This window comes from Rhodopirellula sp. JB055, assembly GCF_043100905.1.
GTDB lineage: Bacteria > Planctomycetota > Planctomycetia > Pirellulales > Pirellulaceae > Rhodopirellula.
Genome location: NZ_JBICHO010000583.1, coordinates 1 through 14,676, shown reverse-complemented (window position 1 = coordinate 14,676; position 14,676 = coordinate 1). Strand labels below are relative to the sequence as shown.

Annotated in this window: 13 protein-coding genes; 8 read left to right on the top strand and 5 right to left on the bottom strand. The window is 55.8% G+C overall.

Annotated features, from left to right (window positions below):
• Positions 1-2,134 (top strand): response regulator (locus ACF8AM_RS22770; RefSeq protein WP_392557853.1); only part of this gene is annotated, 2,134 nt, incomplete at its 5' end.
• 219 nt (positions 2,135-2,353) lie between these two features.
• Here ACF8AM_RS22770 and ACF8AM_RS22765 read toward each other — a convergent pair.
• The 5 genes from ACF8AM_RS22765 to ACF8AM_RS22745 all read right to left on the bottom strand — a co-directional run bounded on the left by ACF8AM_RS22765 (position 2,354) and on the right by ACF8AM_RS22745 (position 11,439).
• On the bottom strand, positions 2,354-5,272 hold the full coding sequence (locus ACF8AM_RS22765) for a RecQ family ATP-dependent DNA helicase (RefSeq protein WP_392557852.1): 2,919 nt from the start codon (positions 5,270-5,272) through the stop codon (positions 2,354-2,356).
• Between the two features lie 232 nt (positions 5,273-5,504).
• On the bottom strand, positions 5,505-5,906 hold the full coding sequence (locus ACF8AM_RS22760; RefSeq protein WP_392557855.1) for a DUF3467 domain-containing protein: 402 nt from the start codon (positions 5,904-5,906) through the stop codon (positions 5,505-5,507).
• 179 nt (positions 5,907-6,085) lie between these two features.
• Positions 6,086-8,323: a hemolysin D gene (locus ACF8AM_RS22755; protein ID WP_392557851.1), complete on the bottom strand. Its 2,238-nt coding sequence runs from the start codon at positions 8,321-8,323 to the stop codon at positions 6,086-6,088.
• A gap of 90 nt (positions 8,324-8,413) precedes the next feature.
• Positions 8,414-9,325, bottom strand: a complete 912-nt coding sequence (locus ACF8AM_RS22750) for an efflux RND transporter periplasmic adaptor subunit (protein ID WP_392557850.1) — start codon at positions 9,323-9,325, stop codon at positions 8,414-8,416.
• A 62-nt stretch (positions 9,326-9,387) separates the two neighbouring features.
• The gene (locus tag ACF8AM_RS22745) at positions 9,388-11,439 is read right to left on the bottom strand and encodes an efflux RND transporter periplasmic adaptor subunit (protein ID WP_392557849.1); all 2,052 of its coding nucleotides are present in this window, start codon (positions 11,437-11,439) and stop codon (positions 9,388-9,390) included.
• Positions 11,440-11,910: 471 nt separating this feature from the next.
• On the opposite strand from ACF8AM_RS22745, the gene ACF8AM_RS22740 reads away from it, so the two are divergent.
• From ACF8AM_RS22740 to ACF8AM_RS22710, 7 genes are all read left to right on the top strand, one after another.
• On the top strand, positions 11,911-12,312 hold the full coding sequence (locus tag ACF8AM_RS22740; protein ID WP_392557848.1) for a hypothetical protein: 402 nt from the start codon (positions 11,911-11,913) through the stop codon (positions 12,310-12,312).
• Between the two features lie 148 nt (positions 12,313-12,460).
• On the top strand, positions 12,461-12,895 hold the full coding sequence (rplM, locus tag ACF8AM_RS22735) for a 50S ribosomal protein L13 (RefSeq protein ID WP_392557854.1): 435 nt from the start codon (positions 12,461-12,463) through the stop codon (positions 12,893-12,895).
• A gap of 42 nt (positions 12,896-12,937) precedes the next feature.
• Positions 12,938-13,351, top strand: a complete 414-nt coding sequence (gene rpsI / locus ACF8AM_RS22730) for a 30S ribosomal protein S9 (protein ID WP_392557847.1) — start codon at positions 12,938-12,940, stop codon at positions 13,349-13,351.
• A gap of 12 nt (positions 13,352-13,363) precedes the next feature.
• Positions 13,364-13,585 (top strand): translation initiation factor IF-1, encoded by a 222-nt coding sequence (gene infA, locus ACF8AM_RS22725; protein WP_007328023.1) that lies wholly within the window; start codon positions 13,364-13,366, stop codon positions 13,583-13,585.
• An 86-nt stretch (positions 13,586-13,671) separates the two neighbouring features.
• Positions 13,672-13,770, top strand: a complete 99-nt coding sequence (locus ACF8AM_RS22720; RefSeq protein ID WP_390173962.1) for a 50S ribosomal protein bL37 — start codon at positions 13,672-13,674, stop codon at positions 13,768-13,770.
• Positions 13,771-13,772: 2 nt separating this feature from the next.
• The gene (locus tag ACF8AM_RS22715; protein WP_392557846.1) at positions 13,773-14,309 is read left to right on the top strand and encodes a 3-hydroxyacyl-ACP dehydratase FabZ family protein; all 537 of its coding nucleotides are present in this window, start codon (positions 13,773-13,775) and stop codon (positions 14,307-14,309) included.
• A gap of 13 nt (positions 14,310-14,322) precedes the next feature.
• The coding region (locus tag ACF8AM_RS22710; RefSeq protein WP_392557845.1) for a hypothetical protein at positions 14,323-14,676 on the top strand (354 nt) is incomplete at its 3' end.

Sequence of the window (14,676 nt, the reverse complement as noted above, 5' to 3'; positions counted from 1 at the left end):
TGCAGCCAACCGATCCAAGAGCGAATTCCTGGCCAACATTCCTGATTCCATCTACTTCAAGGACATCGACAGCCGCTTCATTCGAGTCAGTCACGCGTTGGCGATGAAGTTCGGCAGGTCCAGCGTCGACGAAGTTCATGGCCGAACCGACGCCGACATTTTCACGCCAGAACACGCCAAAGGAGCCCGTCTGGATGAACTGCAGGTGATCGAAACAGGGGAAGCCCTGGTCGATCGAGTCGAACGCGAAACTTGGCCAGATCGCGATGACACTTGGTGCATGAACACCAAGATGCCGCTTCGCAATGACTCAGGAGAGATCATCGGAACGTTTGGAATTTCACGTGACATCACCGACCTCAAACGCTCCGAAGCGGCGCTGCACGAAGCCGTTCGCATGGCGGATGCAGCCAACCGATCCAAGAGCGAATTCCTGGCCAACATGAGCCACGAAATTCGCACGCCCATGAATGCCTTGATCGGCATGACAGACCTACTGTCGCAAACCAAACTCGATCCCGATCAACAGGACTACGTTCAGATCATCCAAGAATCCTCCAACGGATTGCTGCGTCTGATCAATGACATTCTCGACTTCTCCAAGATCGAAGCCCGCCGACTCGAACTCGAATCCGTCCCGTTTTCACTCAGCAAAACCGTTGAATCAACGCTCCGTTCGTTTTCCCTCAGCGCTTCTCAAAAGGGGCTCGAACTGCAATGCGATCTTTCAGCGGACATTCCCGATCGCTTGATTGGAGATCCCGGCCGACTCCGCCAAGTGCTGACCAATCTGGTTGGCAACGCCATCAAGTTCACCGATCACGGCGGCGTGCGCGTGCAAATCGAAATCCTTCGTCGAGACTCTTCGTCGGGGGATGATCCGCAATCGTCTGGCAACGACGAAACACCGCCTGCCCGCCAGGACATGGTGGAACTCCGCTGGAGCGTTTGTGACTCCGGCATCGGAATTCCACCCGCCCAACAGGACGCGGTTCTGAATCCATTCACCCAAGCGGACGCGTCCACCACACGTCGCTTCGGAGGAACCGGCTTGGGACTGAGCATCAGCCGCCAACTCGTCGAGTTGATGGGCGGGCAACTGCGTTTGCAGAGCGAAGTCGGCATCGGCACGACCTTTTCCTTCGATCTCAAAATGCCGGTTTGCCCAGCCTCCATGCTGAGCGAAACAGACGATGAAGAAGAAGACTTGGGCGGCCCCACCCGCCAACCAATGGCTGCACTGCATGTCTTGGTCGCGGAAGATGGAGTCACCAACCAACACGTGATCGCTGGACTGCTGCGATCACTGGGCCACAAATGTTCCATCGCCAGCGACGGTCGAGAAACGCTTTCAAAGTGGCGATCCGAATCCTATGACGTCGTGTTGATGGACATGCACATGCCCGTCATGGACGGGCTCGAAGCGACACGTGCTATTCGACAAGAGGAATGGGGTACCGATCGCCACACTCCAATCATCGCACTCACCGCTGCGGCGATGAGCGAAGACGCCGCCGCCTGCCGCGAAGCCGGTATGGACAGCTACCTCACCAAACCGATCCACAGCCGAAAACTGCGCGACGCACTGGCGCCGTTCCAAAAAGAATTGCCTCCCGCAACCGATCCTGCGCTCGAAGAAACGCTGGAGCAAACGTTCGCCCCCAAACCATATCTGCCCAACGAACAAAGCTCGACCACCATCAACGCCGCTCACGCCGCGTTTCCCTCCGCAGGCTCGACGTCCAACGCGATCACGCTGTCGCCACAAAACATGGGTTGCCTGGATCTGGACTCGGCACGCTCGCGAATTCCTGGGGGAACCGCTGGCGTGCTGAGACTGGCATTTGTCTTTCGAACCGAGTGCGCGCAGTTGGTCGAAAAAATCACCCAAGAAATGCCAGCCGGTCTCAACGACGAAGCTCGTCGAAACGCTCATACACTCAAAGGAGCATGCGGATTGCTCGGCGCGAAACAGTTGCAAGACGCGGCCGAACAAATCGAGGAAGCTGGCCGAGAAAATCGCGTGCAAGACGCCCCTGAACTGCTCGCCCTTCTGCAGCGTGAATCGGAACGCGTCCTCAGTGCGATCGACGAACTGCTCGCTCAATCTGATGGCGACGACCAACCCAAGTAAGCACGTGAGCGGGAGTCATTGGGCTTGATCACGATAGGGGCGTCTCTCCGAGACGCTGTCATCTGCGAGTCTCAAAGAGACTCGCCTACGTGAGGTTCTACCCGATCATTCCTGCCGACCTGCTTCGCAACGACAACCAAGCCAACCAGAACCGCCGGGACATTCAACGGACGCATTCCACGTCGGTCACGGTTCCGACATTGCAATTGCCGCCTCGAATCACAAATTCCGCAGACGCTTGGCATTCGCTGGAGTGTCCGCCCAAGCGGGATCAATGGTTTGACCGGCTCGCGCCGCGGCGATCAAGTGTTCCACCAACGCGTCGATGGACTCGCCACGAATTTCAGCGACTTGCTGCAACGTGTAACCATCGCGGCACAATCGCCATGTCCAATACTCGTGCCGCCAAGTCGTCGGATCCGCAGGCTTTTCCTCGGATTTCTTTGCCTCTGAACGGGACGTTGGTTCGATCGTCGCAGTCTCCACGGGCTCGCTTGCTGGCGCTGCCACAGGTTCCGGTGGGCAGTTGGCCTCGTGTTCCGCCAACGTGTTCGCGATCAGTTCCAACAAGTCGCTGCCGTACGCCTCGATGAACTCGCTGGAGATCCCCGACACAGCTTCCAATTGGGTCGCGTTGGCTGGTTTGGACTGGACCACTCGTTTGATCGTCGACTCAGAAAGAATCCGGTGTGGAGCCACATTCAAGGCCGCGGAACGTTTACGTCGGAACCGTTTGATCCGATCCGACAGGTCTTGATCAAGCAAATCCTGCGCATCATTCGTGGTCAATGGCTCTGCCGCGACCACGCTTGCATCGGTCTTCGTATCCCCTGGAGACGACGGCGTCTGCGAAGCGGACGAGGAAACCTCGGTCACGACGGATGGCTCGACGTCACCAGGTTCTTCCTCGGCAACGTCACCCGATTCAATTTTGCTTGCGACCTTGGCGAGCTTTTTCGCGAGCGGGAACTTCAATTGCAACGACGGCGGCAACGGAACCTGGCCGTTCATCACTTGGCGTCCCAGGTCGGTCATGTGGACAGTCGGGCGACGTTCGTTCAGTTCCTTTTGATCCAGCAACCCAACCGTCAACAAAGAATCCATCGCGTCGGTCAATTCACCTTGCTTCAGGCCCGCGAGCATGCCGTAAGTGCTCAGCCGACTCAGCCGCAGTTGCGTGACCTTTTTGTTCTTGGATCCCGCCAACATCTGAGCGATCAGGTTCTTTCCCAAACGACCGTGCGTTCGCGTGACACCGCTGAGGATCACACGAATCGCAGTTGTCAGGGCAACCATGTCGATCCCCGCCTGCTCGCTCAACGCACCGACCGATCCGCTATCACTGAGTTGATTCGCGGTCGAAACATTCGCAGCGGCCAACGCGGAAGGATCCACTTTGGGCATGCATTCGCCTGCCGGGTCACAGTGGTCACACTTCCCACAATTCTCTGCGTTGGGATCGCCAAAGTACTTCAGAATGACGTGCTGGCGACACGAGGTTGAACGTGCGAACTGAATGACAGAATCCAGTTTTTCATATTCAGCCTGCTTCCGCCGGGCCAACTCTTCGAAATCAATTTTCAGTTGATGGAACGGAACATCCCGCCGCATGATGTGAACGGCGCGACCTCGAAATGGCGGGATGTAGTCAAACGATTTCAGTTTCGTCAGCTCACGCAATGTGCGAGTCAATTGAACCCGTTCCACCCCCGCTCGGGTTGCCAAGTAACTGAGCCGCACAAACACATCTTCCCCGCGACGAGGCCCAATGACCTTTTCAATCGCGGTCATGACCTGACGTTTCAACTTGGCTTCACGAGGCAAGAAATCAAGCAACGTCGGCACATCACTGTCGATCCGCAGCACCGCCTGATTAGCACTCGCATCCAACCGCCGCAGCGCGCCGGCTTTGGACAACAACGTTTCCGATGTGCCGATCGCTTCGCTGCCGTCCCGAACGCCGATCGCTTCCCGGACTTGATCCAGCGTCAATTCGATCGGGTCTTCTTCGCGGGAAAGCAAATACTCGTAAACCTTCTTCACCGTCTCTCGTGATGGATAGCGGTTCTCAATGAAGAACTCTTGGATCTGTCGATCGGCGTAGGCGAATAACAACAGGCACTGACTCATCTCGCCATCGCGGCCGGCGCGGCCGGCTTCTTGGTAGTACGCTTCCAACGAACCTGGCATGTTGTAGTGCACCACAAACCGAATGTCCGATTTGTCGATCCCCATGCCGAACGCATTGGTCGCGACGATCGCAGACAATTCGCCTTTCATGAACGCTTCTTGCACTCGGCGTCGTTCGTCGGGATGCATGCCAGCGTGGTACACGCCGACTTTGCGGCCCGTCTTTTCAGGCAACCACTCCGCGATCTCTTCGCAACGTTTCCGCGTCGCCCCGTAGATGATGCCCGCCCCCGGTTGCTTGGAAAGGTAATCTCGCAAGGCGTTTTGTTTGGCGACATCGTTGTTGCACGGCGTGACAGAGAACCGCAGATTCGTTCTCGCGAAACCGGTCACGAACACGCGCGGTTGTTTCAGGTTCAACAACTCGCAGATGTCATCGCGAACGGTCGGTGTTGCCGTCGCGGTCAGTCCGATCGTTTGCACGCCGCCCAAGTAGCGATCACGAAATCTGCCCAGACGCGAGTAGTCCGGCCGAAAATCATGGCCCCACTCGCTCACGCAGTGAGCTTCGTCGACCGCCAGCAGACTCACATTGGCCTTGGGAACCACATCGAGAAAACGCCCATTGCGCAATCGTTCCGGCGCCACGTAGATCAAGTCCAACTTCCCTGCGGCCATTTCCTCCATCACCGATTCTTGCTGCCCCGGCGATTGCGTGCTGTTGAGCAATCTCGCCTGGATGCCGCGACGCTGCAGCGTATCGACCTGGTCCTTCATCAATGCGATCAGTGGCGACACAACGATCGTGGTTCCCTCACGGGCCAACGATGGCAACTGATAGCACAGACTTTTCCCGCCCCCGGTCGGCATCACGCACAAACAATCCGCTCCCGTGGCAAGAGCGTCGACCACGTCCCGTTGGCCTGGCCGAAACTGGCTCAGTCCGAATCGCGGCAACAACGATTCGGGGTCGATGGACAGATTGGAATTGGATGCGAGAGACGACATCCGATCTTTCGTTCGGTGGGTGAATGCGGTCTGGATTGAACTGCGTCCCGGCGACGCAGTGCCATCTTCTGCGATTGAGCCTTGTTTTGCCACCTCGAACCGCCCCAGCGTCCGCAAAGCGATCCGTTTTGGCCCTCAGCGGCTCAACCGTCGCTTGAATCAGCGCACAAAAAAACCACCCCACTGATCAACGAGCGGGATGGCTTTTGAATTCTCAATTCTTGCGAATCAATTACGACTTCGCAGGTGCTTGCTGTTGTTGCAGGCCTGGACGAACACGTTTGTTGATGTCCGTTTCCAGAACACCGAAAACCGATTCGTGACGAGCGACCGACATTTGCAATGCGGCGAGCAAACGTTTCGCGGTGAAGAAGTTCACGATGATGCGTTGCTTGACCTGGATGGGCTCCTTGGGCACACCGATTGGCTGCGGGTTCAAACCAAAATCGATGATCAATTCTTCGGGCGAACCAGTCACGCGGCAGAAGTTCGCGTAGGTTGCGACGGCGTTGTCATCATTCACCTGAACTTGGACAGGAGCCTGAGCTTGGGTTTGTGCCTTCTCTGCAGGAGCGGCTTTTTCTGCTGCGGGGGCGTCAGACGTCTTGGTTTCGTCAGCCATCAAAAACTCCAAAAAACAAAAGGGAAACAGGAAAGTTGAGTTTCGCGTGTTTTGGGCCAATGTAGTGATCCCCCCCTACGTCGCAACGCGAAAGCGACAGGTGAAGATCAAGAATCCGAATTTTTAAATCGCTTCCAAAATCCAGGCGTTAAACCACGTCAAATGGAAAGGATGGTGGAAGCCTAGCTCACTTAGAAGTCAAAGTTGAATGTTTTGATAATCACTCGCCATAAACGTGCTCCTAACGACATTGGATCCACATGCACCTTGGCAGCACCGCGATAACCAGGCCTCAACGGCCAATCGATTCCTTCAATCGGAACCCGAGCTTGGTAGGAGACACTGCGAGGTTTGATTTGCCCAGTTTGAGGATCGATCTCGGTTTGCAAATTGCCGCCCGTTTGACTGGACATGGATGCCGAAGCGGCTTCCAACGGTTTCTTTGAGATCTCTTCAATCGAACCGTGGAACGTTTCCAACCGCCGGGAATCCAGTTTCAAATCCACTTCCTGCGATTCGCGAACGAGTTGCCGGTCGCCTTGGTCAATGATCAGGACCGCTTCGAATGCTTCCGGCGACCCGATCTCGCAGATCAAATCATCTGCTGTCAACAAAGCGCCCCGATTGCGTTCTTGGAGAGGTGTCCCACTCCAACCAGGTAGACGCCCATCACCGGGATCTTGTTCCGCCTTTTCTGGAGGTGGAAGCACAAAACCATCTCGCTTGGCTCGAACGTTCAAGCGATCCAACTCTTCCTGAGTCTTGGCCAACAACGCTTCGATCGATTCCAACATTTCCTCTTGGGTTTCGATCTGAATCTTGGCGGTGGTGTCATCGAGTCGTCGCGATTTCAAGTTCGCGAGTTGCACTTGAGCGAGCTTGCGTTCGCCTTGCAAATCAGCCAGACGAATTTCGAGTTCAGGGTTTTTCAACAAGGCGATCGTGTCGCCGGTGCTGACCAGAGTTCCCACCGGAACGGTCTGCTCCACACGTCCGACGACGCCGGCATAAACCATCCCAGCCCGACTGGGACGAATCTCAAACGCTGCATCAATGTGGTGCGGCAACGGGATGTAGCACACCGCAGCGACGATCACTCCAGCCACGGCGAGCGAAGTTAACAACGGTCCGCGTTTCACTTTTGACAATCTCCCAGGTGTGCGGATGAATTTCCACGTTTGAATAACGGGCTGAGCAACCAAACCCGAGAAACCAATCACGGCTAGAATCCGTCCGAGTGCCTGCAAGCCATAAGGCTCGAGAACCTGCATCACGAACCATACGATCGAGAACACCACCACCCAGCGATAAATCACACTGGCGACCGTGAACATCCCGAACATGAATTGGTTGCGAGTGGGCAAGAATGGATCGTCCTGCAACTCCAAACCCAAACACGTCTTTTGGAACCAACGCTTGAGCACCTCGGTGCTCTTTTGACGAAGGTTCGGAATCTCCAAGTAGTCCATCATGATGTAATAACCGTCAAACCGCAGCAGCGGGTTGCCGTTGACCAAGATCGTGCTGACGACATTCAAAAACATCATGTTCAAACACAAATCATTGACCGTCGTCCCCTGTTCGCTGAAGAACCAAACGAACGCAGCGATCGACGCCAGGATCATCTCGACATAGATCCCGCCAGCACCGATCCAGATGCGTTTCCATTTATTAGGAAGCATCCATGAATCGGAAACATTGCAGTACAAACACGGCGTGAACACCAGCAACATGAAGCCGATTTCGTGACACTCACCGCCGAACTTCTTACAACTCAACCCGTGCCCAAATTCGTGAATGACTTTCACGACCGCCATCGTCGCGGCCAGAATGATCCAGCGATCCGCAGCAAAGAACTGATGGAACGTCGGCAACTTCGCATACACCGTTTGATACTGCGTCGCGAGCAGCAAGGACGCCGCTAGCAACAACCCAGCAAAGAAGATCAATGCCGGAACGGTGAAGATCCATCCGAAGATCGGCAACATTCGGTCGAGGATTTTCTCGGGGTCGATCCCCCGAAAACGAATGGCGAAGACGTTGGACATCTTCCCCATCAATTCCTTGTTCTTCTTTTTTCGACCGCGTTCGCGGAGCGACTTTCCTTGGCCAGGCGAGTTGCTGATCACCAAGCCGCTGCGGTGCAGCATGCCGATGAACTGCTGCAAGTCACCGAAGGTGATCTTCTGCGGCGCAAACCGTTGCTCGAAACCGTCCTTGATCTGCTGCAGACTGACGTGCCCATCCAACATATTCAGGATGAAATACTCTTCGTCGTGAAAACGAAAGTACTGCAATCCCACGGGCTCTTTGACCACCCAGTACCCTTGCCCTTGGTAGTGGTGACGGCTGGCGGTCAAGTCAGGACGTCGGCGCACCGTCAGTGCACGTGACGAACTGCTTACCAGTGATTCAGCCAGAGTGGTCATGGAGCCAAGTGTCGAATGAAAGGGTCGAAAGAGAAGCGAGACAAGGAGAACAGGAAAATCGAACGATTGTCTTGAAGATCGTTCGGGAGATCACTGAAAGATGATTTCAGCTTCCATGCCGGGTTTGACCATCCAGTTGCCGTTGCTGTCCTTTTGGTTGTCGATGTCGACCCAAATGCGATAGCGCTTCTGACCATCAACCTCACTGCTGACAAACCCTAGCGGTGCGTTCACTTCAAAGCTCTGGTCAGGATTCGCGGTGTTGAAAACGCGAACCAGCACCGGTGCTCCCGCGCGAACGACGCCATTGGATGCGAGAGCGTCGATGTCACCACCAACACGAACACGATCAAGCTGAACCAGCGTTGCGATGGGCGAACCGGGCTGCACCCATTCACCGAGCTGCGCAATTCGCATTTCGATGTAGCCATCGAACAATGCGGTGATGCGACGACGGTCCAGTTCGAACTCGGCGATCTCGCGTTCACTGCGTTTCGCGATGTACTGGGCTTCAGCGATCTTCTTTTGCATTTCCGCCAAGTCGATTCGAAGCAACGCGCGAATCGCTTCGAGGACTTTCTTCTTCATCTCGTAGTAAGGCGTGGCTCCCTTTTCGTAGAGCTCACGGAACGACTCGGCTTCCGCTCGTGCCAACTCTTCGTTGTTGCGAGCGTCCTTCAAGTTGACTTCGTTCGCGGCGTTGAGTTGAGCTTCTTTCTCTTCGGCTTTTTTGAACTCGAGAGCCAACCGTGCGGAAGTGTCATCGACCAACGCCAGCAAATCGTCTTTAGCAACGCTCATGCCTTCTTCGATGGGCAACTCGACGAGTTTGCCTTCGACTTCCGAAGGGATGTCGACCTTGCGGATGTATCGAACTTGGCAATACTCCGCAATCAACGGGGTCTCACCCCGTTGGCTGGTCTGCGCCATGGCAGGCTCTGCGCTCGCTGAGGCAACGCAAACGCCGGCCAAGACGGCAACGATCAATCGCCAGGATTTCATCAATGGGATCTCGTGGTGGAGGGTCAAGGAGAGAAGGTTCAAATGAGAAGAGAAGGAGGAAATCAGAAAGCGACCTTGTAGGCCCACTCAAAGACTTCGTGCAGCAACACAAACCCGCTGGCTCGCTTGCCACACTTGACGTCCGCGGTCAGCTTCGTACCGGGACTCGGAGACAGCTTGTTCAGTTCCGCAAGGTCGGGCAGGACCCGCATCTTGATGACCGACCCATGCTCGTCGTGGGACTCCGCTCGCAGCGAGATGTTTTCAATCGGCAGCTTGGCGGGCAACGGTTCGTCCGGGTTGGATGCCAGGATGTAGTCCACATCCAGCGACTGAACGTTGTTGTCCTTGATGTATTGGTCCAAGTGACCTTCGCGTTTTTCAGGCATCTCGATTTCGAGATACATCGGCTTGGTAAGGTCAGCGATCTCCATCAACACCTGACCGGTTTGAATCGGACGGTTGAGCAACATCTTTTCGACTTCCCACGAAACCACGATCCCGTCGATTGGCGAACGAACGATCAAATCGTCGGCACGTTGCTCTTTCAATTTCAGCTTGGCCCGTTGAGCTTCCAGTTTGGTTTGGACTTCCACCTCTTCCAGTTCAATCGCGCGTCGCTCTGTCGCCTTCAACTGCGACCGATTGCGAGACTGAGTCCGGATGCGTTGCAATTCCGCCATCGTGGTGCGGATTTGACCGCGAAGGTCTTCAATCTCGATATCAATGTCGGGATTGATCATCTTCACCAACGGATCACCGACGGCCACGATCGAGTTGTGATCGACCAGCACCTCACGAACTTCGCCATCGATGCCGGCGAAGACTTCTCGGCGAGCTTCAGCTTTGAGTGTGCCATCCGCTTCGAGGTCAAACTCCATCGGGATGAAGATCAATCCACAAATCAACGCCGCGATCGCACCGATCACGCCCAATGTTTTGGGAAGCGTTCGAGCTCGCAATACCCAAGTCGCACGACCGAGGGTTCGCCAAACGGGCATCAAAAACAGGTTCGAGTGAGCCTGCGAATTCGCGATCGCACGGGTGCCGTGCTCGTAAACCAAATCACAACGTTGACGGAAGATCTCAGGTGGCAAATCCGATTCGATTTGCTCCACAATCAACGCACCAATGACTTCGCCGCGGTGAGCGTCATCCCGATCGACTTCGCCGGCCGCACCCATCTCAGCTTCATGGCCGAGCTTTCGTTGGGGCTCGCGAAGTGGGAGAACCGCGATATTCCGGCCATAGGAAAGGTCAACGTAGTCTTCCAGGGCTTCCTCGATCTGGGGTGGCAGATCTTCGGTGGATCCGTCGTGCCACAAGGGTTCGCCAGCCGCGACAACCCGCGTTGCCAGCACGTTCAGGGCTGCAACGATGTTCGAGCGGTTCTCGATCGTGTCCTGGCCACTGATCGCCTCAACCTTGCACTTGCCACCTTTTTTGATGGCCACACTGACGCGGTCGCAACCGATCAGACGTCGACCTTCATTGGCGACAATTGCAGCGGTCTCTTTCAAATCCAACGATTCGTGAGCCGCGCGGGCGAACGAGTCGGCTTGTTGCCAAAGCGTTTGACGATCACCGAGTGTGCGGAGTTTCTGACTGCGGAGCCATTCAGCCGCCAGCTCACACATCTGCTGCAAGAAACGCAGGTAACCGCGTTGAGTGTCTGGAGCGGTGTCCGGACGCTGAAAGATTTCGATCAAGCCATCTTTTTGGCCATCGTGCTGCAGAGCACCGAGCACCAACAAATAGCGAGTCGGGTTGCCTTCGGCGTCGCCGTCCGTCGTACCACTGTAAGGAGGAACCAACAACGATTGTCCCGATGCGGCGGCGCGACGGATCAACCGATTGTGCCGGTCAGCGTCCTCCGTGCCTTCGGTCAAAATCGAAGGCTCCGCATTGATCTGGTACTGCAGTCGCAACTGCTGGTCTTCATCCAGCAGCCACACTGCACCCCCGGCCGCGGCCAGGGCGGTGATGACTTTGGAAAGCAACTCCGGATAGAACTCCGAAGCGGTAGCACCACTCTTGGTGAGTGCTGCGATTTCGTTGACCAAGCCGCGAATCTGCGCTTTGGTTTCTTCGACCGTTTGTGGGTTGACCGACATGGGCCTGTCTGACTGCTCGGGCGAGAAGGGGGCGGAAACGTCCAGTGGGCCGACACTACTTAAAACTTCGCTCAGATCGCCACTGGAAGTCGCTTCAAAAGCGGAGTTTGCATTCTTCGTTGGCTAACTGCGCCGCTCGAACGGAAAGAGCCGGTTACCCCGGTCCTAACCCCCGACACGACTCGTCCTGCAACTCGGAAAGCACAGAGAAAATCGATTGCAGCGATTCCCGGTAGACAACTTATACATTTTGTATAACCTCGTGTCCAGAGCCGCATCCGAAAAGTCGCCAAACCGCTTGGCCGCCTTCCGACCGCGCCCGATATCTCTTGCAACGACCTCGCCGCTTGGACGCCCGCCTTGGATGCCGCCCCCAACCGAAACGCACCCACCGATCGCCATTCGCCTAACCACCACCATTCGCCCCCCGCTCACGAACCGTCCGCCCACAAACCCTCCGATCCGGGGCAGATGCTCCACGCGCTGCAGTGGGAACTGAATCGAATCCAGCGGACCGTCCGACTGACGATGCAGGAGAAGTTGCAAGGGTTGGTTGGCCAATCCCTCCCAACGCTCGAAGAAAACCGAGAACTTGCCCGATCCATCCAAAAGATGCTGGACGCGCACAGCCTCCGGATTCGATGCCCTCAGTGCGGACACGCGGCGATCTTGCGTGTCTCGCCGCGAAAGGGGATGCCGGGAGGCGCTTTTGTGCTTGACCACACCATTGACGGCAAACGCACGTTTCATGGTGGATCGTCCTCCGTTCCGCCGATTCAACTGACGGCGAAACCGGAGAGGAAAGCCTCGGCAACCGCCAAGAACCGAGCTCAACCCACCAGCGCGGGGCCTCCTCCGTCCAAGGTTGGCTAGCACGGCTATCCCAATTCGCCCAAAAACCCTACAAACGTTTCCCAAATAGCCCTTGCCGAATTTGGGTTCCGTCGATTAGGTTCTGCGATTCAAATTTTCGGTGTCCTTTTGTCAGAAGTTGTGAGCAGTGGCTGTTCAACGAACCTACATGGCCAAACCCGGCCAAATCGAAAAGCAATGGCATGTTGTGGATGCCAGCGACGAAGTCCTCGGTCGACTCGCCAGCGATATCGCTGTCGTGCTGATGGGAAAACATCGTCCTGAGTACACCCCACACGTCGATTGTGGTGATTTCGTGATCGTCACCAACGCCGACAAGATCGGCATGACGGGCAACAAGATGCGTGACCGCCACTACACTTGGTACACCGGCTACCCAGGCCTGCGTCTGGAGAGCTACCAAGATCGCCATGACCGCAAACCGGAATACTTGCTGTACCATGCGGTTCGACGAATGTTGCCAAAGAACAAACTCGCTCGCCAAATGCTGAGCAAATTGAAAATCTACGCTGGTCCTGAGCACCCACACACCGCTCAGCAACCCGTTGAATTGGTTCGCACCGGCAAGAAAGCCAGCGCCTGATTTCCACATGCCCTCACCGACCGCATCACGCGGGTCTGATCCATGATTGCAGTAAAAAAAGACAAGATCAACGGCGACGCACTGGGAACAGGACGTCGAAAAAGCAGCGTTGCCCGAGTACGCGTTCGTCCAGGCAGCGGAAAAATCACTATCAATGGTAAGTCGATCGAAGACTACTTCGTCAACGACCAACATCGCTACGCGATCACTGAAACCCTCGAAGCTGCGGGATTGACCGATTCGGTCGACCTGTTGATTCGTGTTTCGGGCGGCGGAATGACCGGCCAAGCCGGAGCCGTTCGCATGGGTCTCGCTCGTGCTCTGTGCAGCCACGACGAGGCTTTGCACGACCCGATGCGTGAAGGCAGCTTCCTGACGCGTGATTCACGCATGAAGGAACGGAAGAAACCCGGCCTTCGCGGTGCTCGCCGTGGCGTTCAGTTTAGCAAACGCTAAGAAGGTTCAATTTTGGGTAAGAAAGAAGAAGCTTTTGAAGTCGAGGGCACCGTTACACAAGCCCTCGCCAACACTCGCTTTCGTGTGCAATTGGAAACCGGCAATGAGGTCATGGCCCATGTTGCTGGTCGAATGCGAAAGCACTTCATCCGGATCGTTCCAGGCGACAAAGTTCGCGTGGAGCTTTCGCCATACGATTTGACGAAAGGTCGCATCGTTTATCGCGAACGCTAATGTCCGATCGCGTTGGCTAACGGTTTCAATCGCCGATTTGCTTGCCATTTTCACACGTCTCTCCTCTTAAAATAGCGACCGATACAGTGGCCAAGCCCCACCGGAAAACCAAGAAAGCCAACCACGGCAAACGCCCCGCCAATGCGAAGGCACGCAAGGCAAAGCGGAAAAAAATTAAGACCTGATCGTGGCACGTAGCGAATTCATCCTGGATCCGGCCCTGCTGGACGTTGAAAAACCAATCGCCGATATCGAAGCGATTCGTGAGTACAACCCGCAGCGGCACGAGATGGAACAACTGACCGCAATCCTCTACGAGGATCTCGATCAGCACGCCTGCGCTGCATACAAAGCGATCACAGAAAATGAATTCTGGGTTCGTGGCCATATGCCCGGCATGCCGTTGATGCCCGGCGTTGTGATGCTGGAGGCAGTCGCTCAGCTTTCCAGCTACTACACCCAAAAACACGACCTGCTCGGCGCTGCCATGGTTGGTTTCGGGGGAGTGGATGAAGTTCGCTTTCGCGGCGTCGTGACCCCCGGCGACAACCTGATCGTGATGGTGAAGCTCGAAAAAGCTCGCCGTGGACGAATGATTGTCGCTCGCTTCCAAGGCGTGGTTGGCACCGAATTGGTTCTCGAAGGTTGCCTGCGTGGGATTCCGATCCCAATCGAAGCCGTCACCCGACAACTGGGCGTTTCCAAAGAATCCGCCGATTCCTGAACTCTCACTCGCTTTGAGTGAGCATGGCCACCTGAAGAGTTCACGCCAATACAAGAAAACTCGCCTGCCGAAAGATCCCGAAACGAACAAGCCTGAACCGCTGCTGACTTTCAAACGCGGTGCCTTGGTGCATTTCGCCGTCAGCCAGTACGAGGCCGCGATGACGACTCGGCTGGACGGTGCCAACACCAAATTCCTTCCTTTCAATCGTGGAACCCACGACGGCGGTGCGGGCAACGACGTTCCACCTGGCGATGGTGGTTGCTTAGCGATCAGCAGCAGCCATACCGAGGTTTTGGAAGCTTACAAGGCGAAGCTCAAGAAGCTGCAGAAAAAGTACGACGACCCATGGATCATGAAGTGGGAT

Coding starts and splice junctions, on each gene's coding strand:
- rpsI (WP_392557847.1), top strand. CDS start 12,938: ATGATTGCAGTAAAAAAAGACAAGATCAACGGCGACGCACTGGGAACA.
- ACF8AM_RS22740 (WP_392557848.1), top strand. CDS start 11,911: ATGCTCCACGCGCTGCAGTGGGAACTGAATCGAATCCAGCGGACCGTC.
- ACF8AM_RS22750 (WP_392557850.1), bottom strand. CDS start 9,325: ATGAAATCCTGGCGATTGATCGTTGCCGTCTTGGCCGGCGTTTGCGTT.
- rplM (WP_392557854.1), top strand. CDS start 12,461: ATGGCCAAACCCGGCCAAATCGAAAAGCAATGGCATGTTGTGGATGCC.
- ACF8AM_RS22745 (WP_392557849.1), bottom strand. CDS start 11,439: ATGTCGGTCAACCCACAAACGGTCGAAGAAACCAAAGCGCAGATTCGC.
- ACF8AM_RS22755 (WP_392557851.1), bottom strand. CDS start 8,323: ATGACCACTCTGGCTGAATCACTGGTAAGCAGTTCGTCACGTGCACTG.
- ACF8AM_RS22765 (WP_392557852.1), bottom strand. CDS start 5,272: ATGTCGTCTCTCGCATCCAATTCCAATCTGTCCATCGACCCCGAATCG.